The sequence below is a fragment of the Actinomadura nitritigenes genome, assembly GCF_017573545.1.
GTDB lineage: Bacteria > Actinomycetota > Actinomycetes > Streptosporangiales > Streptosporangiaceae > Spirillospora > Spirillospora nitritigenes.
In genome coordinates this window covers 141,161-161,177 of the sequence record NZ_JAGEOK010000016.1, presented here as the reverse complement: position 1 = coordinate 161,177, position 20,017 = coordinate 141,161, and the positions used below count along the sequence as shown (strand labels likewise).

21 protein-coding genes are annotated in these 20,017 nt (G+C 76.4%); 10 read left to right on the top strand and 11 right to left on the bottom strand.

Annotated elements, in window-relative coordinates; translation table 11 throughout:
* Window positions 1-48 precede the first annotated feature (48 nt).
* From J4557_RS25515 to J4557_RS25505, 3 genes are all read left to right on the top strand, one after another.
* Complete coding sequence (locus J4557_RS25515) at window positions 49-642, top strand: CGNR zinc finger domain-containing protein (protein WP_208269252.1); 594 nt, start codon at window positions 49-51, stop codon at window positions 640-642.
* Between the two features lie 130 nt (window positions 643-772).
* Window positions 773-1,843, top strand: coding sequence for an NAD-dependent epimerase/dehydratase family protein (locus tag J4557_RS25510; RefSeq protein WP_208269251.1), 1,071 nt, complete (start codon window positions 773-775; stop codon window positions 1,841-1,843).
* An 80-nt stretch (window positions 1,844-1,923) separates the two neighbouring features.
* Window positions 1,924-2,175: a hypothetical protein gene (locus tag J4557_RS25505; protein WP_208269250.1), complete on the top strand. Its 252-nt coding sequence runs from the start codon at window positions 1,924-1,926 to the stop codon at window positions 2,173-2,175.
* Between the two features lie 63 nt (window positions 2,176-2,238).
* On the opposite strand, the gene J4557_RS25500 is transcribed toward J4557_RS25505, so the two are convergent.
* Window positions 2,239-3,030: a sulfite exporter TauE/SafE family protein gene (locus J4557_RS25500; RefSeq protein WP_307800200.1), complete on the bottom strand. Its 792-nt coding sequence runs from the start codon at window positions 3,028-3,030 to the stop codon at window positions 2,239-2,241.
* A 101-nt stretch (window positions 3,031-3,131) separates the two neighbouring features.
* Complete coding sequence (locus J4557_RS51095; RefSeq protein ID WP_208269249.1) at window positions 3,132-3,923, bottom strand: GntR family transcriptional regulator; 792 nt, start codon at window positions 3,921-3,923, stop codon at window positions 3,132-3,134.
* Window positions 3,924-4,182: 259 nt separating this feature from the next.
* On the opposite strand from J4557_RS51095, the gene J4557_RS25490 reads away from it, so the two are divergent.
* The 3 genes from J4557_RS25490 (at window position 4,183) to J4557_RS25480 (ending at window position 6,808) form a co-directional block, all read left to right on the top strand.
* Complete coding sequence (locus tag J4557_RS25490; RefSeq protein WP_208269248.1) at window positions 4,183-4,518, top strand: YciI family protein; 336 nt, start codon at window positions 4,183-4,185, stop codon at window positions 4,516-4,518.
* Window positions 4,515-5,876, top strand: coding sequence for an RNA polymerase sigma factor (locus J4557_RS25485; RefSeq protein ID WP_208269247.1), 1,362 nt, complete (start codon window positions 4,515-4,517; stop codon window positions 5,874-5,876). The genes J4557_RS25490 and J4557_RS25485 overlap by 4 nt, the downstream gene beginning before the upstream one ends.
* 143 nt (window positions 5,877-6,019) lie before the next feature.
* Complete coding sequence (locus J4557_RS25480) at window positions 6,020-6,808, top strand: alpha/beta fold hydrolase (protein ID WP_208269246.1); 789 nt, start codon at window positions 6,020-6,022, stop codon at window positions 6,806-6,808.
* A 58-nt stretch (window positions 6,809-6,866) separates the two neighbouring features.
* On the opposite strand, the gene J4557_RS25475 is transcribed toward J4557_RS25480, so the two are convergent.
* The 3 genes from J4557_RS25475 to J4557_RS25465 form a co-directional block, all read right to left on the bottom strand.
* Window positions 6,867-7,487 (bottom strand): YigZ family protein, encoded by a 621-nt coding sequence (locus tag J4557_RS25475; protein WP_208269245.1) that lies wholly within the window; start codon window positions 7,485-7,487, stop codon window positions 6,867-6,869.
* Between the two features lie 42 nt (window positions 7,488-7,529).
* Window positions 7,530-8,378, bottom strand: a complete 849-nt coding sequence (locus tag J4557_RS25470) for a DUF3152 domain-containing protein (protein ID WP_307800199.1) — start codon at window positions 8,376-8,378, stop codon at window positions 7,530-7,532.
* 192 nt (window positions 8,379-8,570) lie between these two features.
* Complete coding sequence (locus J4557_RS25465; protein ID WP_190856716.1) at window positions 8,571-9,356, bottom strand: HAD-IIA family hydrolase; 786 nt, start codon at window positions 9,354-9,356, stop codon at window positions 8,571-8,573.
* Window positions 9,357-9,580: 224 nt separating this feature from the next.
* On the opposite strand from J4557_RS25465, the gene J4557_RS25460 reads away from it, so the two are divergent.
* A complete protein-coding gene (locus J4557_RS25460; protein WP_307800198.1) occupies window positions 9,581-11,302 on the top strand; it encodes a class I adenylate-forming enzyme family protein in 1,722 nt (573 codons plus the stop codon).
* 62 nt (window positions 11,303-11,364) lie between these two features.
* Window positions 11,365-11,793 (top strand): RidA family protein, encoded by a 429-nt coding sequence (locus tag J4557_RS25455; protein ID WP_307800197.1) that lies wholly within the window; start codon window positions 11,365-11,367, stop codon window positions 11,791-11,793.
* A gap of 99 nt (window positions 11,794-11,892) precedes the next feature.
* Here the strand turns inward: J4557_RS25455 and J4557_RS25450 are convergent, their stop codons facing one another.
* The 3 genes from J4557_RS25450 to J4557_RS25440 form a co-directional block, all read right to left on the bottom strand.
* Complete coding sequence (locus J4557_RS25450; RefSeq protein ID WP_190856718.1) at window positions 11,893-12,468, bottom strand: TerD family protein; 576 nt, start codon at window positions 12,466-12,468, stop codon at window positions 11,893-11,895.
* Between the two features lie 219 nt (window positions 12,469-12,687).
* On the bottom strand, window positions 12,688-14,493 hold the full coding sequence (locus J4557_RS25445; protein ID WP_243776313.1) for an acyl-CoA dehydrogenase family protein: 1,806 nt from the start codon (window positions 14,491-14,493) through the stop codon (window positions 12,688-12,690).
* A 126-nt stretch (window positions 14,494-14,619) separates the two neighbouring features.
* Window positions 14,620-15,723 (bottom strand): ACP S-malonyltransferase, encoded by a 1,104-nt coding sequence (locus J4557_RS25440; RefSeq protein ID WP_208269244.1) that lies wholly within the window; start codon window positions 15,721-15,723, stop codon window positions 14,620-14,622.
* 216 nt (window positions 15,724-15,939) lie between these two features.
* Between J4557_RS25440 and J4557_RS25435 the strand changes: the two genes are divergently transcribed.
* On the top strand, window positions 15,940-16,962 hold the full coding sequence (locus J4557_RS25435; protein WP_208269243.1) for a 3-oxoacyl-ACP synthase III family protein: 1,023 nt from the start codon (window positions 15,940-15,942) through the stop codon (window positions 16,960-16,962).
* A 20-nt stretch (window positions 16,963-16,982) separates the two neighbouring features.
* Here J4557_RS25435 and J4557_RS25430 read toward each other — a convergent pair whose 3' ends face one another.
* Together J4557_RS25430 and J4557_RS25425 are read right to left on the bottom strand one after the other, a co-directional pair.
* Window positions 16,983-17,426 carry a DoxX family protein gene (locus J4557_RS25430; protein WP_208269242.1) on the bottom strand — a complete coding sequence of 148 codons (444 nt, stop codon included), beginning with the start codon at window positions 17,424-17,426 and terminating at the stop codon, window positions 16,983-16,985.
* 115 nt (window positions 17,427-17,541) lie between these two features.
* Window positions 17,542-18,456 (bottom strand): LysR family transcriptional regulator, encoded by a 915-nt coding sequence (locus J4557_RS25425; RefSeq protein WP_208269241.1) that lies wholly within the window; start codon window positions 18,454-18,456, stop codon window positions 17,542-17,544.
* Window positions 18,457-18,527: 71 nt separating this feature from the next.
* Between J4557_RS25425 and J4557_RS25420 the strand changes: the two genes are divergently transcribed.
* Window positions 18,528-19,289 carry an SDR family oxidoreductase gene (locus J4557_RS25420; RefSeq protein WP_208269240.1) on the top strand — a complete coding sequence of 254 codons (762 nt, stop codon included), beginning with the start codon at window positions 18,528-18,530 and terminating at the stop codon, window positions 19,287-19,289.
* Between the two features lie 93 nt (window positions 19,290-19,382).
* On the opposite strand, the gene J4557_RS25415 is transcribed toward J4557_RS25420, so the two are convergent.
* The gene (locus J4557_RS25415; protein WP_208269239.1) at window positions 19,383-19,994 is read right to left on the bottom strand and encodes a DUF6058 family natural product biosynthesis protein; all 612 of its coding nucleotides are present in this window, start codon (window positions 19,992-19,994) and stop codon (window positions 19,383-19,385) included.
* Between the last annotated feature and the right edge of the window lie 23 nt (window positions 19,995-20,017).

Below are 20,017 nucleotides of genomic sequence, written 5' to 3'. Positions count from 1 at the left end.
ATCCTCGGACCACCGTTCGTAACCTGTCAAGCCGGTTACCATGGGGGGATGGAGTTCACCTTCCACTCCGGCGACCTCGCCCTCGATCTCGCCGGGACCGTCCAGCACCGCCGCGACGACCGCCGCGACCTGCTCACCGCCCCCGACCGGCTCGCCCGCTGGGCCGTCGCCGCCGGGCTCGTCACCGACCCGCCCCCGGTGAGCGACGCCGACCTCGCCGCCGCCGTCGACCTCCGCGAGGCGATCTACCGCGCCGCGACCGCCGTCCTGCACGGCCGGGCCCCCGCCGCCGACGACCGCGACCTGATCAACCGCCGGGCCGCCGCCGCACCGCCCGTCCCCCGCCTCACCGGCGACGGCGCCGTGCACCGCGACGGCGACGCCACCGCCGTCCTGGCCGCCGCCGCCCGCGCCGCCGTCGACCTGCTCGCCGCCGCGGCCGGACCCGGAGAACGCACCGACGACGGCGTCGACGCCGGCCGCGGCGTGCTCAAGGAATGCCAGGCCGACCCCTGCACCCGCCTCTACCTGGACACCTCCCGACGCCGCACCCGCCGCTGGTGCGACATGCGCCAGTGCGGCAACCGCGCCAAGGCCGCCGCGTTCCGCGCCCGCCGCACCACCCCCGGCACGCACGCCTGACCCCGGCACGGCGCCCCCCCGCGGAAGGCACCGCGGAGGGCACCGCGGAGGCGCGCGCCGCCGGGCGTGTAGACCGGCGCATGGCGGGAATGGGGCCGTCCACCTGCAGGGACGACTGAGGGGGAACACCATGCGGGTCGTGGTCACCGGCGCCACCGGCAACATCGGCACCAGCACCGTCGAAGCGCTCACCGCCGATCCCCGCGCCACCTCCGTCCTCGGGCTGTCGCGCCGCGGCCCCGGCGCGCGGGCCGCCCGCGACGGCGGAGTCGAATGGGCGCAGGCCGACGTCACCGACACCGACCTGGTCCCGCTGCTGCGCGGCGCCGACGCCGTGATCCACCTCGCCTGGCTGTTCCAGCCCACCCACCGGCCCGCCGTCACCTGGGACTCCAACGTCGTCGGCACCACCCGCGTCCTGGACGCCGTCGCCGACGCCGTCGCCGACGCCGGCGTGCCCGCCCTGGTGGTGGCGTCCTCCGTCGGCGCCTACTCCCCCGGCCCCAAGGACCGCGCCGTCGACGAGTCCTGGCCCACCCACGGCTGGCCCGGCGCCGCCTACAGCCGCGAGAAGGCCTACGTCGAACGCCTCCTGGACGCCTTCGAGGCCCGCCGCCCGCAGACCCGCGTCGTGCGGATCCGCCCCGGCTTCGTGTTCGAGCGCCAGAGCGCCGCCCAGCAGCGCCGCCTGTTCGCCGGGCCGCTGCTGCCCGGCCGCCTCGCCCGGCCCGGCCGCGTCCCGGTCGTCCCCGACCTGCCCGGCCTGCGCTTCCAGGCCCTGCACTCCGCCGACGCCGGGCAGGCGTTCGCGCTCGCCGCGCTCGGCGACGCCCGCGGCGCCTTCAACATCGCCGCCGAGCCCGTCATCGACCCCGCCGTCCTGGCCGACCTGCTCGACGCCCGCACCGTCCGGCTGCCCGCCCGCGGCGTGCGCGCCGTCCTGGCCGCCGCCTGGAACCTGCACCTGGTCCCCGCCTCGCCCGGCCTGTTCGACCTGGCCCTGCAAGTGCCGATCATGGACACCGCGCGCGCCCGCGCCGAGCTCGGCTGGACGCCCCGCCACACCGCCCGCGACGCGATGGCCGCCTTCCTGGAGGGCCTGCGGACCGGCGCCGGACGCGACACCCCGCCCCTGGCGCCCGGCACCGGCGGCCCCACCCGCGCCCGCGAGATCGCCACCGGCGTCGGCCAGAAACCCTGACCCCGGGCGCGCAGCCCCCGCGCCGCGCCTCGCCCGCCTCGGCCCGCACGCCCCGCCGAACATCCACAGGAGGTCACCCGATGCCGACGATCACACCAGCCCACCTGCACGAACTGCTGGCCTCCACCGACCGCGGCGCCGCCCTCGTCGTCGTCGGCGGGCACGCCGCCGTCGTCCCGTCCACGCCCACCGGACGCGGCGAGGCCGACGACGCCCTGGTGATCACCACCCGCGACGCCGTCATCGCCGAACTCGACACCGGCGCCAACGACGAGCAGCTCGAACGCCTCGCCCAGCGCCTCGACACCGCCCTCGACAGCCTCGGCGGCTGACGCCCGCGCCACGCCGCGCCCCCGCGCCCTCGGGCGCCCCGCCGGGACCCGCCGGCGCCCGGGTCAGCCGTGCAGGGCCAGGTAGGGCGCCAGGGCGAACAGGCTGACGACCAGCGAACCGGTCAGCGCGCCCGCCGGGACCGCCCGCGCGATCACCCAGCCCAGCAGCACCCCCGCCAGCTCCGGCACCCCGGTCAGCGCCGCCAGCGGCCAGTCCACCGCCCCCGCCGCCACGTACCCGACCGTCCCCACGGTCGCGATCACCACCGACTGCGCCTGCGCCGCCGCCAGCGCCGACAGCACCGGCACGCCCAGCACCACCAGCAGCGGCACGCTCAGCATCGGCCCGCCGATCCCGAACACCCCGCTCGCCACCGCCACCGCGAACCCGACCGCCGCCACCACCGGCGCCCCCGGCCCCCGCGCGCCCCCCTCACCCGCGGGTGCATGGTCGGACGCGGCGGCGGGACGGCCCGCGCGGCGCCACACCAGCGCCCCCACCAGCGCCACGAACACCCCCAGCAGGATCCCGAACACCCGCCCCGGCACCACGCTGTTGACCAGCACGCCCAGCGGGGTCCCCGCGACCGCGGCGGCCGCCAGCACCACCGCAGCCCGCCGCGTGCCGCGCTCGCGCAGCTGCCCCGACCGGGTGTAGGCCGCCGTCGCCAGCGCCCCGGTCGCCACGTGCGTGACGATCGCCGTGCCCGCCACCTGCGCCGGCGACAACCCCGTGAGCGTGAACAGCCCGACCGTCACCAGCACCCCGCCCGGCCCGACCGCCGTGATGCCGACCCCCGCGACCAGCCCGACCAGCACCAGCCCCGCCAGCACGGGCACTCCGAGACCGCCCACGGCTCCTCCTCTCGCTCGCAACGGGACACCCCACGACCGGCACCGGCACCGAGCGCCGCGCCGGGCCCGCCCGGACCGGGCCCGCGCCGCCGCGGGCGCGATCAGGCGCCGGGCGGTCCCGGCGCGCGGTACAGGGTGGCGCGCAGCGTCAGGCGGTCCGCGCGGATGTGCACCGCCTCGCTGTCGACCGGACGCCCGTCGGCCAGATGCGCGAGCCGGTCGATCGCGAAGATCGCCGCGCCCGCCGGGACGCCCAGCGGCGCCGCCGTCGCCGGCGCGGCCGCCACCGCGTGCACCTGCACCTCCGCCCGGCCGAGCCGCTGCCCGGCGACCTTCTCGACCAGCCCGAACAGGTCCCGCCCGGCCAGCTCCCGGCCGAGGTCCGGGCGCCGCAGCAGGCCCTCGCCGATGTCGCCGGGAAGGTAGGTGGTGTCCAGCGACAGCGGCTCGCCCTCCAGCCGCCGCAGCCGCTCCACGCGCACCGCGCCCGCGCCGGGCGGCAGCGCGAGCCGCGCCGCCACCGCCGGCGGCGGCACCGGGACCCGGGCGATCTCGCGGACCTCGTTGGTGACCGTGCCGTGCCCGGTGAGCGCCTCCGCCAGTCCCGCCAGCCGGTCCAGCCCGTGCCCGTGCTTGGCCGCGACCACCGTGGTGCCCACCCCGCGCCGCCGCGTGATCAGACCCTCGGCGCGCAGCAGCGCCAGCGCCTCGCGGACGGCGTTGCGGGACGCGCCGAGCCGCTCGCCCAGCTCACGCTCGCCCGGGAGCGTCCCGCCGGGGAACGCGCCGCCGGTGATCTGCTGGCGCAGCACGTCGGCGGCCTGCCGGGCCCGCTCGGCCCGCGGCCGCGACGACACCCACTCGCCCCGCCCCGCCCGCGACGTCCCGCCCATGCCCCTCCCCGGTCCGGTGGCCGGCGCGCCGCCCCGCGCGGGCGGCCCGCCCCGTCCAGGATGCCCCAGCGAGATTGCGCCACTGTTACGCCACCCGTTTTGACCTGCGTCAACGCCCCACCAGCAGGTCTGCGGAGGCCATCAGGGAGTTCGGCCACCCGCCGACCGCGGCACCCGGCCGCGAGCCGGTGCGCAGGGCCCCCGCGATCTGGCATCCTGCCCGGGAGAGCGATCTCGTCCGGCGACCGCGGGAGGCCCTGTGCGCTACGTGCTGATGATCTGCAGCGACGAGACCGCCGGGACCGATCCCGAAGAGGCCGCCGCCACCGGCTGCGGCGGCTGGTCGGAGGAGATGACCCGCCGCGGCGTGGTGTACGGCGGCGCCGGGCTGGCCCCCGCCGACACCGCCACCACCGTCAAGGTCCGCGACGGCGAGGTGCTGCTCACCGACGGGCCGTTCGCCGAGACCAAGGACCAGGTCGGCGGGTTCAGCCTCATCGAGTGCGCCGACCTGGACGAGGCCGTCGAGATCGCGTCCCGGCACCCCTGGGCCCGGCTCGGCCAGATCGAGATCCGCCCCGTCCACGAACCGTGACCCTCCCCGCCCCCCGTCCCGAGCGACGCCCCGAACCGGCGCCAGGCGCGGCCGGGAACGCGGCGGCCGCGGCCGCCGCCGCGGCGTTCCGCACCGAATGGGGACAGATCGTCGCCACCCTGATCCGCATGACCGGCGACTGGGACCTCGCCGAGGACTGCGCGCAGGACGCCTTCACCGCCGCCCTGCGCCGCTGGCCCCGCGACGGCGTCCCCGCACGCCCCGGCGCCTGGCTCACCACCACCGCCCGCAACCGCGCCGTGGACCGGCTCCGCCGCGACGCCGCCGGCGCCGACCGTCTTCGCCGGGCCGCCCTCACCGCCCCCGGCCCGCCCGCCAGCGGCCCCGGCGAGGACGGCGGCCGCGAGGACGGGTTCGGTGACGACCGGCTGCGGCTGATGTTCACCTGCTGCCATCCCGCGCTCGCGCCCGAGGCCCGCGTCGCGCTGACCCTGCGCACCCTCGCCGGCCTCACCACCGCCGAGATCGCCCGCGCGTTCCTGGTCTCCGAACCCGCGATGTCCAAGCGCCTCACCCGCGCCAAACGCAAGATCCGCGCCGCCGGAGTCCCCTACCGCGTCCCGCCGCCGCACCTGCTGCCCCGCCGCCTCGGCGCCGTCCTCGCCGTGCTGTACCTGCTGTTCAACGAGGGGTACACCGCCGGGGACGACGCCTCGGGGAACGGGCCCGAGCGGCGCCGGCTGAGCGCCGAGGCGATCCGGCTGGCGCGCGTGCTGGCCGCGCTGATGCCCGCCGAGCCCGAACCGCGCGGCCTGCTGGCCCTGATGCTGCTGCACGACGCCCGCGCCGCCGCCCGCGTCGACGCCGCCGGCGCCCTCGTCACGCTCGAGCACCAGGACCGCGCCCGCTGGGACGCGGCCGAGATCGAGGAGGGCACGCGGCTCCTGGACGCCGCGCTGCTCGACGCCCGCGCCGCCGGACGCCCCGCCGGGCCCTACCTGGTGCAGGCCGCCATCGCCGCCTGCCACGTCACCGCCCCCGACGCCGCCTCCACCGACTGGCCGCAGATCGCGGCGCTCTACGACGTCCTCGCCCGCCTCGCCCCCACCCCCGTCGTCGCGCTCAACCGCGCCGTCGCCGTCGGCATGGCCCGCGGCCCCCGCGCCGGTCTCGACCTGGTCGAGCGGCTGGAGCGGGAAGGCGCCCTCGACGGCTACCACCTGCTGCCGGCCACCCGCGCCGACCTGCTGCGCCGCCTGGGACGCCGCGCCGAGGCCGCCGGGGCCTACCGCTCCGCCCTCGCCCTGGCCCCCGGCGACGCCGACCGCCGCTACCTGGCCCGCCGCCTCGCCGAGGTCACCGCCCCCGACACCGGAGCCGGGGCCGGGCAAGGCTGACGGGCGCGGCACGTCCGGGAAACCGGGTAGAAGAAAACTCGCGCCGGGGTGTCCGTTCGCGTCCCGCCCGTACGTCGGTGACACGAACGGGCCGCGCACCGCGGCCCTCCAGAGGCGACCGCCACACCCGGAAGGACACCGCCATGGACACCGTGCACTCCAAGGACGGCACCCCCATCGCCTACGACCGCACCGGCCGAGGACCGGCCCTGGTGTGCGTGGGCGGCGCGCTCAACGACCGCGGATCGGCCGCGCCCCTCGCGGCGCTGCTCGCCGCCCGCCGCACCGTCGTCACCTACGACCGCCGGGGACGCGGCGGCAGCGGCGACACCGCCCCCTACGCCGTCGACCGCGAGATCGAGGACCTGGCCGCCGTCATCGACGCCGCCGGCGGGCAGGCCGCGGTGTACGGGATGTCCTCGGGCGCCGTGCTGGCCCTGCGGGCCGCCGCGCACGGCCTGCCCATCACCCGCCTCGCCCTCTACGAACCCCCCTTCACCCCCGACGAGCCGGACCGCGTCCGGCACACCCGCGACCACGCCGCCGAGCTGAACCGCCGCCTGGAACAGGGCCGCCCCGGCGACGCCCTGGAGCTGTTCATGACCGGCGTCGGCATGCCCGCCGAACTCCTCGCCCAGATGCGCCACGCCCCCATGTGGCCCGCCCTGGAGGCGCTCGCGCCGACCCTCGCCTACGACTCCGCCGTCATGGACGACGCCGCCGGAGGCGTCCTGCCCACCGCGACCGCCGCCGCCGTCACCGTCCCGGCGCTGGTGCTGGCCGGCGGCGCGAGCCCCGCCTGGATGCGCGACGCCGCCCGGCGCCTGGCCGCCGCGCTGCCCGGGGGCGCGCACCGCGTCCTGGACGGCCAGACCCACGACGTCGCCCCCGACGTCCTCGCCCCCGCCCTGGAGGACTTCCTCGGCGCATGACCCCGCGACGCCGGGGTGCGGACCCGCCCGGAGCCCGCACCCCGGCGCCGGACGCCCGTCAGACCGGCACCTCGACGTGGCCGGCCGCGCCGCGCGCCACGGCGGCGCGGCCCGCGGTGACCTGCGCCGCCCACGCCTCGAACGCCTCCACCTCCGCCAGCGGCACCGCCACGTCCGCCTCCACCGCCTCGCCGTAGCGGACGTCGGACGGCTGGACGCCGCGGCCGTGCAGATCCCCCAGGAACCGGCCCGCCAGCGCGTGCTCCACCCGCACCGTCACCGTCAGCACCGGCCGCAGCTCCACCACCCCGACCGCGTCGATCGCCTCCGACACCGCCTGCCCGTAGGCGCGCACCAGACCGCCCGCGCCGAGCTTCACCCCGCCGAAGTAGCGGGTGACGACCGCGACCGTGCCGGTCAGGCCCCGCCGCACCAGCACCTCCAGCATCGGGATCCCCGCCGTCCCCGCCGGCTCCCCGTCGTCGCTGCTCTTGGTGATCTCGCCGTGCTCGCCGACCACGTACGCCGAGCAGTTGTGGGTGGCGTCGCGGTGCGCGCGGCGGTGCCGCGCCAGGAACTCCACCGCCTCGGCCTCGTCCGCCGCGCGCGCCAGCGTGCACACGAACCGGGACCGGCGGATCTCCAGCTCGCGGGAGCCCCCGCCTCTGATCATGCGCATGTCGGCCCCGAGTCTAGGCGCCGCACCGCCCGGGGGCCGGGGTCAGCCCTTGGGGAACGGCCACGGGTTCGGGGAGCAGCCGTACAGCGACTTGGTCTGCTGCACCATCACCGGCGCGGGACGCCCCTTGCCCGGGCACTGCCGGTGGCCGTGGCCGAGCGCGTGCCCGACCTCGTGGTTGATCACGTACTCGCGGTAGGAGGCCAGGTCGCGCCCGTAGGACGCGGCGCCCTCGCCGTAGCGCAGGGCGTTGATGACCGACCGGTTCCCCTGCCGGCACGACAGCTCCCCGCCGGTGACCAGCGGCGCGCACATCCGGTCGGTGAGCGCGGGGCTCGACAGCGACACCCGGAACCGCACCGGCCCGCGGCTCACCCGCTCGAACCGCATGGTGCCGCCGTGCCCCCAGCTTCGCGGGTCGTTGAGGACCCGCTGCACCTCCGCCGCGAACTCCGCGCCCGTGATCGGCAGGCCCCGCTCGACCTCCACCGTGTACCGGATAAGGGTGCCGCGCGACCCCTTCGGCTTCGCCGTGCCCGGGACCACGGCGTACCGGCCGCTCGCCGCCCGGGGGATGCGGACGCGCGGCGGCTGGCGGCGGCCGTTGACCACCGGTCCCTGCACCGCCCTCGTCCTGCCCGCCTTGCCCGTCGCGTTCGGGGACCGCCCGGACGCCGACGGTGACGACGACGCCGAGACCGCCCCCGAGGCAGGGGTCCCGGCGGCCGGGGCGCGGTCGTCGCGGCCCAGCGTCAGCCAGGCGCCGGCGGCGCCGGCGCCCAGCACGGCCGCGACGCCGACCGCCGTCACGGCGGTGCGGCGGCGGCGCGGCCCGCCGCGCGGCGGCAGCGGCGGGCGCGACGGGGCGGGAGGGTCCTGGAGGTCGTGCACGGCGCTCCGCTCGGCCAGGGCGCGCGCAGGCGTCCGGCGGCAGTGCGGCCCGCGGACCGCCGGCCGATCCCGCCGCGTGCCACCGAGCCCTCGACCTGCGCGAACGCACGACGGCGCCTATCGTCGATCTCGCCTTGATCGTATCGGTCGAACGCCGGCCCGGGAGCCGGTCGCAGGCCGGTCAGGCGCCGGTCAGGCGTCGATCAGCTCGATCAGGTCGGCGATGGAGGGCACCACCCGGTGCGGGCGGAACGGGAAGCGGCCCACCTCGTCCTTGCGGGTCACCCCGGTCAGCACCAGGATCGTCTCCAGGCCCGCCTCCACGCCGGCGACGATGTCGGTGTCCATCCGGTCGCCGACCATCGCGGTCTGCTCGCTGTGCCCGCCGACCACGTTCAGCGCGGTCCGCATCATCAGCGGGTTCGGCTTGCCGACGAAGTAGGGCTCCACCCCCGTCGCCCGGGTGATCAGGGCGGCGACGGCGCCGCAGGCGGGCAGCGAGCCCTCCTGGGACGGGCCGATCGGGTCGGGGTTGGTCGCCACGAACCGGGCGCCGCCCTCGATCAGCCGGATCGCCTGGGTGATCTGGGAGAAGCTGTAGGTGCGGGTCTCCCCCAGCACCACGTAGTCGGGCCGGATGTCGGTGAGGACGTAGTCGGCCTCGTGCAGCGCCGTGGTCAGCCCCGCCTCGCCGATCACGTACGCCGATCCCTCGGGCCGCTGGTCGGCCAGGAACCGTGCGGTGGCCAGCGCCGAGGTCCAGATGAACTCGGCCGGGACCTGCAGCCCGACCGCGGCCAGCCGCGCCGACAGGTCGCGGCGGGTGTAGATCGAGTTGTTGGTCAGCACGAGGAACGGCTTGCCGGAGGCGGCGAGCCTGCGGATGAACTCGTCGGCGCCGGGGACGGGGTGGCCCTCGTGCACCAGCACGCCGTCCATGTCCGACAGCCAGTACTCGATCGGCTTGCGCTCGGTCATGTCCCCATTGTCGCAGGTCGGGATCTTCGAGTGGAACGGTCCGCGGCGGTGTCGCCGGGTGGGCCGGCCGGGAGGGGGCCGGCGGCGGGCCGTGCGGGCGCGGGCGGCGGCGGACCGTTGACCAGGGAGTGAGACAAATCATAGATTTGCCCCACGGTGCGCCGAACCGCGTTCGGTGTAAGGGCCGCGCGGCGGCGCGCCGGTACGGTCCGCGGGAGGCGCGCGTGCAGAGCCGCGAAGTGAACGGCCCCGAACTGACGAGCATCGCCGAGGTCAGAGCCCGGCTGACGGCCCCGGGTCAGCTGTTCGAGATGGACGAGGTCGACATCCGCGGCGTCAGGACCCGCGTCTGGAAGAACGCCCCGACCACCCTGCGCGACATCCTGGAACTGTCGCGCGGGCACGGCGACGCCCCGTTCCTGGTCTACGAGGACGACCGGCTGAGCTTCGCCGAGCACCACCGCCGCGCGGCGGCGTTCGGGCGGCTGCTGGTCGCCGAATACGGCATCGCCAAGGGCGACCGCGTCGCGATCGCGATGCGCAACTACCCCGAATGGTCGGTGGCGTTCTTCGGCGCCGCCGTCGCCGGCGCCGTCGTCGTCCCGCTGAACGCCTGGTGGAGCGCCGACGAGCTGGAGTACGGGCTGCGCGACAGCGGCGCCAGGCTCCTCATCGCCGACGCCGAACGCGCCGAACGCCTCGCCGGGGTCCTGCCCGGCCTGGGCATCCCGGTGCTGGTCGCCCGCCCCGGCGGCGCCCCGCCCGCCGGCGGCGAGGACTTCGGCGCCGCCCTCGCCCGGGCGCTCGGCGACGGCGCCGACGGCCTGCCGGACGTGGCGCTCGACCCCGAGGACGACGCCACGATCTTCTACACCTCCGGCACCACCGGACGCTCCAAGGGCGCCCTCGGCACCCACCGCAACATCGCCACCAACCCCGTCAGCCTCGCCTACGGGCTGCTGTCGGCCGGCGTGCGCGCCGGCGCCACGATCGAGCAGCTCACCCGGCCGCAGCCCCGCGTCACCCTGCTGAGCGTCCCGTTCTTCCACGCCACCGGCTGCCACTCGGTCCTGGTCAGCAGCGCCCTGCAGGGCGGCACCGTCGTGCTGATGTACAAGTGGGACGTCACCAAGGCGCTGCAGCTGATCGAGCGCGAGCGCGTCACCGGGTTCGGCGGCGTGCCCACCATGGCCTGGCAGGTGCTGACCTCCCCCGACTTCGACAAGTACGACACCTCCAGCCTCACCGGCGTCAGCTACGGCGGCGCCCCCGCCGCGCCCGCCCTCGTCGACAAGATCAAGGAACGGCTGCCCCAGCGGGTCCCCGGCAACGGCTACGGCCTCACCGAGACCTCCTCGGTCACCACCTACAACGGCGGCGTGAACTACCTGGAGCACCCCGACAGCGTCGGCCCGCCCGTCGCCGTCTGCGACGTGCGGGTCGTCGACCCGGCCACCGGGGAGGACCTCCCGCCGGGCGAGGTCGGCGAGCTGCTCATCGCCGGCCCCAACGTCATCAAGGGGTACTGGAACAAGCCGGAGGCGACCGCGCAGGCGTTCGCGGACGGCTGGTTCCACAGCGGCGACCTGGCCCGCGTCGACGACGACGGGTTCGTCTACATCGTCGACCGCGCCAAGGACATGCTGATCCGCGGCGGCGAGAACATCTACTGCGCCGAGGTCGAGGCCGCCCTCTACGAGCATCCCGCCGTCGCCGACTGCGCCGTCATCGGCGTCCCCCACGACGTGCTCGGCGAGGAGGTCGGCGCCGTCGTCGTGCCCCGCCCCGGCACCGCGCCGGCCCCCGAGGAGATCCAGGCGTTCCTGCGCGAGCGGATCGCCGCGTTCAAGGTGCCCGTCCACTTCTGGTTCCGCGAGGAGGGACTGCCGCGCAACCCCGGCGGGAAGATACTCAAGACCCGCCTGCGCAGCGAACTGCTCGGCTGACCCCCGCCACCGCGACGCCGGCGCGCCCGTCCACCCCCGGGCGCGCCGGTTAACGTGATCACGTGAACGAACAACAGCGACCCAACGGCGGCGCCGTCCGCCAGATCAACGCGCCCGGCCTGGCGCCCGGCCCCGGCTACAGCCACGTGGTGTCGGTGGACGTCCCCGGACGCCTCGTCGTGGTCAGCGGCCAGATCGCGCTCGACGGCGAAGGGAACCTCGTCGGCCCCGGCGACCTGGAGGCCCAGACCCGGCAGGTGTTCACCAACCTGGAGGCCGCGCTCGCCGCCGCCGGCGCCCGCTGGGAGCACGTGATCCGGCTCGGCTACTTCCTGCTCGACGCGAGCGCGGTCGGCGTCGTGCGCGCCGTCCGCACGCAGATGCTGCCGGACGGCGTCGACCCCGCCGCGTCCCTGATCCAGGTGTCCGGGCTGGTCCGCGACGACCTGCTCATCGAGGTGGAGGCCCTCGCCGTCGTCCCCGCCGCCTGACCCCCATCGACCGAGCGCACGAACCGGAGCCCGCGAGCCGGAGCCCGCGAACGCCGGAGCGGCGGGGCGCGGGCCCCGCCCCTCCGGAATCCGAGGAGATCAGACGTTCACGCCGAAGTCGGCGGCGATGCCCGCCAGCCCGGAGGCGTACCCCTGGCCGACCGCGCGAAACTTCCACTCCGCCCCGTTGCGGTACAGCTCGCCGAACACCATCGCGGTCTCGGTGGAGGCGTCCTCGGTCAGGTCGTAGCGGGCGATCTCCCCGCCTCCGGCCTGGTTCACCACCCGGATGAAGGCGTTGCGGACCTGCCCGAAGTTCTGCTGCCGTCCGTCGGCGTCGTAGATCGACACCGGGAACACGATCTTGGCGACCTCGGCCGGGACGGTCTGCAGGTCCACCTTGATCTGCTCGTCGTCGCCCTCGCCCTCACCGGTCAGGTTGTCGCCGGTGTGCTCCACCGACCCGTCCGGGCTCTTCAGGTTGTTGAAGAACACGAAGTGCTGGTCCGACAGCACCTTGTTCTCCGCCGAGCACAGCAGCGCGCTGGCGTCCAGGTCGAAGTCGGTTCCGGTGGTCGTGCGCACGTCCCAGCCCAGACCCACCACGACCGCGGTCAGTCCGGGAGCCTCCTTGGTCAACGAGACGTTGCCGCCCTTGCTCAGACTGACTCCCACTGTGCCTACCTCCGTATCGGACCGGGCGGATGACGGTCACCCGCGGCCTGTCTATGCAGAACGGTAGCCAGTCCCCGCCGGTTCCCCCGCCGGTTTCGCCGATGACCGGCGTGGCGTGCGGTTTCGCGCCCGCACGCCACGTCCGCACCCCTCATCCGGCCCCCGACGGGCCGCCTCGACGGGCCGATCTGCCGCCGCCGCCCGGTCCGGCGCGGCGGGTCAGCCGCCGGTGAGGAACGCCGTCGGCGCGGTGATCACCGGCGGCAGCTCGAACGCCGCCGCCAGCTCCCCGGCGCGCGGCGCGAGCTCGTCGCAGGCCCGCCGCCGCGCGGCGTGCACGTCCTGCAGCCATCCGGGCGGCACGACGCCCTCGTCGAGCAGGCCGCCGGCGCGGCGCGCCATCCAGTTCAGGGCGTGCAGGCGCAGCACGGGCCGCAGCGCCGCCGGCCCGCCCTCCAGCGCCGAGTCGCAGATCTCCAGCGTGACGCGGTCGGCGCACGCGGTGGCGGCCTGCGCGGCGAGCACGAGGTTGTCGTTCCAGGCGGTGAACGGGTCGGCGCCCGCGTCGGCGGCGCCCCGGACCCGTTCGGCGAGCCGGTCGCGCATCCGCCGCTCGGCCTCGCGCGCCAGGAACAGCCACACCCGCGGCGAGTCCAGGTCCCCGTCGTCGGGCGGGCCCGGCACCGCCTCGGGCGGGGTGTAGCGGTCCAGGTCGGCCATCGCCCGCGCCGTGTCGTACAGGATCAGCTCGTTGTCGCCTCCGGCGTTCATGTAGGCGTGGGCGAGGCCCCGGTAGGCGTTGAGGCGCTCGACCGCCGCGAACCCGGGCGCGCCCGAATGCACCCGGCACATCGACACCGTCTCCTGCGCGGTGACGGTGGACGCCGCCTTCAGCAGCGCCAGGTCCCGGTCGACCGCCGACCACGGCGCCCACGCGGTCTGCGGGCCGTCGGCGGGCGCGTCGGCGGAGGTCCGGCGGGTTTTCACGTGGGCGGCGACCGCCGTCAGCGCGTACGCCGAGGCCAGCGCGCCCAGCACCGCCTCCTGCTGGTTGCGGTAGTCGGTCAGCGGGCGGCGCGGCGCCAGGCGGCCGAGGGTGGAGCGGCCCGCCGAGTGCGCCAGCAGCATCCCGGCGGACGCGCGGGTGATCGCGGCGGACGCGGAGATCACCGCGCGCCACACCGCCGGCGCGATGCCCATCGAGCGGGTCAGCCGCGCGGCGGGCGACCCGGCGGGGTCGTGGAAGGAGCCGTCGGCGTCGATGCGGGCGCCGTCGCGCAGCCACGCCTCGTAGGGGACGTGCAGGTCCTCCAGCAGCACGGCGGCGTAGTCGACCTGCAGGCCGGTCGTCTCGGGCGCCGGCACCACCCGCACCCCGGGCGGGACGGCGCCGTCGGGGCCGCGCACCGGCACCGCGAACACGAAGACCCCGCGCTCCTCGCCGCCGTGCACGAGGGTGGCGTAGACGCAGGCGGTCTTGGGCAGGTCGGGGTGGGCGGTGCTGGTGGGGAACTTGGCGGCCTGCACGTCGGGGGTGTGCAGCACGAACCCGCCGGTGGCGGGGTCGTGGCGGGCGATGGTGCGCGGCGACAGGTGGCTGTTGCTGCGGCCGACCTCGGTCATCAGCAGCGTCCCGAAGGAGTCCATCGACTCCAGCGACTCGCGGGCGGCGGGCGGGCCGTCCTGGCCGGCGCCGAACCGCAGGACGGGGCCGAGCGCCAGGGTGTAGTGCAGGAGCATCACGTGGAACAGTGCCGGGTCGGCGATCGCGGCGCGTTCCAGCAGCGCGCACAGCGCCGGCGGGTCGTCCAGCAGCTCCGACCCGGGCGGCGCGGCGAGCCCGGCGCGCCGCAGCCGAGCGTAGGTGAGGGCCTGGTGGTCGCGGGCGGTGAGCCCGCCGGGGTAGCTGAAGAACTCCTCGGGGACGGCGTCGGCGAGCCGCTCCCGGAGCTTGGGGCCGGGGGACGCGCCGCGCACGAAGCCGGCGAGGTCGTCATCGGGGGAGGTGCCCATGAACATGCCCATCGCGCTGCTCTCCTGTCGGGACGGAGTGGTCGGGCTGAAGGGATCGGGCGAAGGCGGGGGACGGGTAGGGGCGGGGCCGGGGCAGGGAAGGCGGAGACCAGGCCGGGAACGGGGTCGGCGGCGGGGTCAGGGCTGCGGGTCGGGGGTGATGCCGGGCGCGGACTTGCCGACCGGCGGGCCGTCCGCCCCGATCGCGTCGGCGGCGCCGCGGGCGGTCTCGGTGGCGCGGGGGCGCGGCGCTCCCTGGCGGGGCCGGTCGCGCAGCGGGACCAGGAAGGTCTGCGCGTCCGGGACGCTGAGGCGGGCGCACTGGCACAGCGCGTTGCCCGAGCCGGCCTCGGCGAACACCGTCGCGCCGGCGGCGTGCACGGCGCGCAGCGCCTCCGGCAGCCGGACGGGCTTGACGATGCAGTCGGCCAGCGCCCGGTGCAGGTCGTCGTCGTCGCGGTAGGCGCGCCCGCGGACCGGCGAGTGCACGACCAGCTCCAGGGGCCGCTGCGGGTACGCGCGGATCATCGCGTACCACTCGTCGTCGGCGCCGGCCATCGCGGGATGGTGCGACAGGTAGGGCACGGCGAGCCGGACGGCCCGCACCCCGCTGTCGCGGGCGGTCCGCAGCACCGCCTCCAGGGGGGCGTCGGGGCCGGAGACGACGGTGACCGACGGGGCGTTCAGGCACGCGACGACCACCTCGGGCGCGGCGGCGTCGTCGATGCAGGCGCGGGCGCCGTCCTCGCCGGCCTCCAGCAGCGCCATCCCGCCGCCCGCGCCGCGCCGCGCCAGGACGTCGACGAGGCTGACGGCCATCCGGGCGCCGTCGGCGATGGCGAACACGCCCGCGCACACCATCGCGGCGATCTCCCCGAAGCTCTGCCCGACGGCGAAGCCGGGCTGCACGCCCAGCGCGCGCAGGGCGCGGTCGACGGCCACGGAGGAGGCGTAGCCGGCGAGCTGGGCGACGCCGGGGACGCGGGCCGCGGCCCGGTACCCGGCGGGGTCCTCCAGCAGGATCGCGCGCATCGACGGCCAGCCGTCCGGCAGGCCCTCCTGGACGGCGTCCAGGACGTCGGCGGCGGCCCGCGCGGCCGCCGGACCGGACCGTGCCAGGGAGGGCAGGTCGGGGACGCCGGCCGAGCCGGTTCCGGCGAACAGGAACGCGCAGACGTCATCGGGTTTGAGTTCCCCGGCGGGGTCGAAGGGGCCGTCCGGCTGGAAAGAGGTGTGGGACACGCGAGGTCTCCTTACCTGGAAGGAAGGCTCTCTTTTCTTTTCGGATAATGGCCGCTTATCGAGGAGTTATAGAACGCAAATCCTGAAATGGGATTATTCACTCATGGAATCGGCCTGGCAACCATCGGTGCAACGGACGGACCGCAGAGGGACCGCCCGCCGGCGCCGGGCCCGGCGACGACCACCGGCCTCACCGCCGGTTGGGGGGAGCGACGCATGAACTGGAGCGACCAGCAGCCCGCGCACACCCGGTGGGCGATCCGCGGAACCGGCTCCTACCTGCCGGAACGGCGCGTTCCCAGCACCGAGGTGGCGCGCTCGCTCGGCCTGGAGGACGACTGGATCGAGCAACGCACCGGCATCCGCAACCGGCACGTCGCCGCGCCCGAGCAGGCCGCCTCCGACCTCGCCGCCGCCGCCGCGCGCGAGGCCCTCGACGCGGCCGGGCTGCGGCCCGACGACGTCGGGCTGATCGTCCTCGGCACCTCGACCCCCGACGAGCTCGGTCCCTCCACCGCCTGCCGCGTGCAGGCGCTGATCGGCGCCCGCGGCGCCGCCGCCTTCGACGTCGCCGCCGCCTGCACCGGGTTCGTGTTCGGGCTGCAGGCCGCCCTCGGCTGGCTCGCCGCCCAGCGCGGCGCCGCCCCGTACGCGCTGGTCATCGGCGTCGAGGTGTACTCGCGGTTCCTCGACCCCGCCGACCGCGGCACCACCGCGCTGTTCGGCGACGGCGCCGCGGCCGCGGTCGTCGGGCCCGTCCCCGCCCCCTACGGGTTCGGGCCGGTGACGCTCGGCTCGGACGGCACCCGCGCCGGCGACGTCCTCATCCCCGCCGGCGGCTCCCGCCGTCCCGCCGACGGCGCCACACTGGCCGATCTCGGCCACACCATCCACATGGACGGCCGCGCCGTCCGCGACTTCATCGCCGACGCCCTGCCCCGGCAGGTCGCCGAGGCGTGCGAGGACGCCGGGATCAAGCCCGCCGACCTCGCCCTGGTCGTCCCGCACCAGCCCAACCCGCGGCTGGTGGCGTCGCTGGCCGGGCACGCCGGTCTCGAGCCCGGCCAGCTGATGATCGCCGGGCAGGACGTCGGCAACATCGGCGCCGCCAGCCTCCCCTACGCCCTGGACCGCGCCGTGCGCACCGGCCGCATCGGCGGCGGGGACCTGGTGCTGCTCGCCGGCTTCGGCGCGGGCCTGACCTGGGGCCACACCCTCATCACCTGGCCCGGCGCCTGACTCCCCCGGGCGCGGTGCGGTCACCGGCGGAGCAGCCCGGTGACCGAGCGCCGCAGGTCCCGGGTCTCGGCGCGGCGGTCCCAGCCGATCACCGCGCAGACGGCGGCGAGCGCGGCGGGGAACAGCGCCCACGCGGCGTCCAGCACCAGCAGGTGGGTGAGGACCGCGCCCGCCAGCAGGCCGATCAGCGCGGTCGCGGCGAACCCGGCCAGCCGCGGGACCACGAGCCCGATCGCACCGGCGGCCTCGACGGCCCCGGTCACGTACCGGAACCACTGCCCCCAGCCGATCCTGGTGAAGGTCTCGACCGCGTCGGCCTGCCCGGCGAACTTCGGCATCGCCGAGGCGAAGAACAGGAACGCGGCGATGAGGATCTGCGCGGTCCACAGGACGCGGCGCAGGACGCGGCGGCGGCCCTCGACGGAGCCGGTGGCGGGGGCGGCGAGGATCTGGGTGACGGTCATGGCGGTGTCCTTCCGTGCGACGTGCTCGTCTCGTGCCTTCACTGACGCGTCGCACGGGCGCACGCCGGATCGACATCCCGCCCCGCTTTTTCTCCGATTTTTTTCGCCGGCCCCGTCAGCGCAGGTCAGGGACGGTCCGGAGCGCGCCCGCGTCCGTGTTCCGGCCTGCGGTGCCGCGGGCGGTGTCGCGAGCGTTGTGGCGGGCGGCGACCGCGGCGGTGACGCGGACGAACGCCGCCAGCGCCCGCGACCGCGACTCCTCGGGCCACGCCAGCACCAGCGTCGTCGGCGGCGCGTCGGGCACCGGCACCGCCGTGAGGTCGTCGCGCAGCAGCCGCCGGTAGGACCGCGGCAGCACCGCCACCATCCGGCCGAGCGCGATCAGCTGCATGACCTGGCCCCCCTCGGTCACCATCGGCCCGTCGCCGCCGGGCCGGGCCGGGGTCCGCGGCAGCACCTCCCCGTCCAGGTCGGCCATCGACACCCGCGCCCGGCCCGCGAGCCGGTGGGTGCGGGGCAGGACGACGACCTGCGGTTCCACCACCAGTTCCTCGACGGCCAGGCCGGTCAGGTCGGCGCGCGGCGCGTACAGCAGGGCGGCGTCGGCGCGCCCGTCGTCCAGCGCCTGCCGCGCCCCGTAGCCGAACACCATCTCCACCGGCAGCGCGTCCGGCTCCCGCTCGTACTCGGCGAGGACGTCCGGCAGCAGCCCGCCGCCGTCACCGCCGGGCTTCATCGCCAGGACGAGCCGGGCACCGGTCCCGCCGGCCCTGCGGGTGCGCAGCACCGCGGCCTCGACGGCCGCCAGCGCCGCGCCGCCCTCGGCCAGCAGGGTCTCGCCCGCCGGGGTCAGTGTCACCCGGCGGCTGGTGCGCTCCAGCAGCCGGACGCCGAGCCGCCGCTCCAGCCGCGCGATCGCGCGCGACAGCGGCGGCTGCGCGATGCCGAGCCGTTCGGCGGCCCGCCCGAAGTGCAGCTCGCGGGCGACCTCCAGGAAGTAGGCCAGCTCCCTCGTCTCCACCAGATCCATACCTCCAGGGTATCGATCGTGGCCCGGTCGGTGTTGGAGTCCGTCCGGGGCCCGGTGATGGGATCGAGGGCATGAGCGAAGCACCCACGAACGCGAAGGTCGCCCTGGTCACCGGGGCCAACAAGGGAATCGGACGCGCGGTCGCCGAGGGGCTGGCGGCGCGCGGCATGACCGTGCTGCTCGCCGCCCGCGACCCCGACCTCGGCGAGAAGGCCGCCGCGGAACTGCGCGACGCGGGGCACGACGTCCGGTTCGTCCGGCTGGACGTCACCGACGACGCGAGCGTGCGGGCCGCCGCCGCCACCGTGACCGCCTCCCCGGGACGGCTGGACGTCCTGGTCAACAACGCCGGCATCTCCGGCGGCCCGAACGACCCGCCCTCGGAGGCCGACCTGGACCGCGTCCGCCGCGTGTTCGACACCAACCTGTTCGGCGTGATGCGGGTGACCAACGCGCTGCTGCCGCTGCTGCGCCGCTCGCCCGCCGCCCGGATCGTCAACGTCTCCAGCGGCACCGGGTCGCTCACCCTCATGACCGACCCGGACCACTACTTCTGGAACCTGGGCGCCGTGGCGTCCTACCCGGAGTCCAAGGCCGCGCTGAACATGCTGACCGTCCAGTACGCCAAGCAGCTGCGCGACACCGGCATCCTGGTCAACGCCGTCGCGCCCGGCGCCTGCGCCACCGACTTCACCCTCGACCACATCCGCGCGGGCCGCACCATCACCCGCACCGCCGAGCAGGGCGCCGCGATCGCGATCCGGATGGCGACGCTGCCGGACGGCGGCCCGACCGGCGGCTTCTTCGACGACGACGGCGCCGTCCCCTGGTGACCACCGGCCTCGCCGGGGCGCCCTGTCCGGCCGCGGCGCGCGCCGACGGCCGTGACGAGGGCGCCCCCGGCCCGGCCCGCCGCGCGCTGTGGCTCAGGAGGGGACCGGCGCGCGCGGGTGGCGGGCGCGCACCGCGTCGATGCACACATCGCGCGACACCGGTCCGCCGAACCGCAGCCGGTCGAAGGCGGTGAACGGCGGCTCCAGCGCGTCGAGCTCGTCGACCAGGGCGTGCAGGCGCCGCGACCAGTCCGGCGAACCCGCGTCCTGCTCGTCCGGCGCCGCGGTGATGGCCGCCACGAGCTCGTCCTTGCGGCGGATCGTCTCCGGCGACACCGACCGCAGGCACACGTACTGCCCGCTCAGGTAGGCCGCCCACTCCCGCTCGCCCTCGGCGCGGTCGTCCCAGTGAGCGACGAACCACTCGCGCAGCCGGTCCTCGCCGCCCGCCCGTGAGGCGAGCCCGAACAGGTCGGCCGGCACCATCTCCGCGCCGTCGGACCGCAGGTAACCCGGGAGCGGCAGCCGTTCGTCCAGCATCAGGGCCCGGACCTGGTCGGCGTCGCGCCCTGCCGCCGCGCACAGCTCCTCCAGCTCCGCGTACCAGGCGGTGACGTAGGCGTCGTCGGCCGGCGTCATCGGATGGTCGCCGTTGACCTCGCGGAAGCGGTCGGCGAGCCGCGCCCGCAGCACAGAAGTACTCATGTTCCGACGCTAGTCCCGGATCG

Excerpts from the sequence above, each read along its gene's own strand:
- J4557_RS25445 (WP_243776313.1), bottom strand. The coding sequence starts at position 14,493 with ATGGGCATGTTCATGGGCACCTCCCCCGATGACGACCTCGCCGGCTTC.
- J4557_RS25430 (WP_208269242.1), bottom strand. The coding sequence starts at position 17,426 with ATGACCGTCACCCAGATCCTCGCCGCCCCCGCCACCGGCTCCGTCGAG.
- J4557_RS25510 (WP_208269251.1), top strand. The coding sequence starts at position 773 with ATGCGGGTCGTGGTCACCGGCGCCACCGGCAACATCGGCACCAGCACC.
- J4557_RS25475 (WP_208269245.1), bottom strand. The coding sequence starts at position 7,487 with ATGCGCATGATCAGAGGCGGGGGCTCCCGCGAGCTGGAGATCCGCCGG.
- J4557_RS25425 (WP_208269241.1), bottom strand. The coding sequence starts at position 18,456 with ATGGATCTGGTGGAGACGAGGGAGCTGGCCTACTTCCTGGAGGTCGCC.
- J4557_RS25505 (WP_208269250.1), top strand. The coding sequence starts at position 1,924 with ATGCCGACGATCACACCAGCCCACCTGCACGAACTGCTGGCCTCCACC.
- J4557_RS51095 (WP_208269249.1), bottom strand. The coding sequence starts at position 3,923 with ATGGGCGGGACGTCGCGGGCGGGGCGGGGCGAGTGGGTGTCGTCGCGG.
- J4557_RS25420 (WP_208269240.1), top strand. The coding sequence starts at position 18,528 with ATGAGCGAAGCACCCACGAACGCGAAGGTCGCCCTGGTCACCGGGGCC.
- J4557_RS25415 (WP_208269239.1), bottom strand. The coding sequence starts at position 19,994 with ATGAGTACTTCTGTGCTGCGGGCGCGGCTCGCCGACCGCTTCCGCGAG.
- J4557_RS25435 (WP_208269243.1), top strand. The coding sequence starts at position 15,940 with ATGAACTGGAGCGACCAGCAGCCCGCGCACACCCGGTGGGCGATCCGC.
- J4557_RS25480 (WP_208269246.1), top strand. The coding sequence starts at position 6,020 with ATGGACACCGTGCACTCCAAGGACGGCACCCCCATCGCCTACGACCGC.
- J4557_RS25465 (WP_190856716.1), bottom strand. The coding sequence starts at position 9,356 with ATGACCGAGCGCAAGCCGATCGAGTACTGGCTGTCGGACATGGACGGC.
- J4557_RS25515 (WP_208269252.1), top strand. The coding sequence starts at position 49 with ATGGAGTTCACCTTCCACTCCGGCGACCTCGCCCTCGATCTCGCCGGG.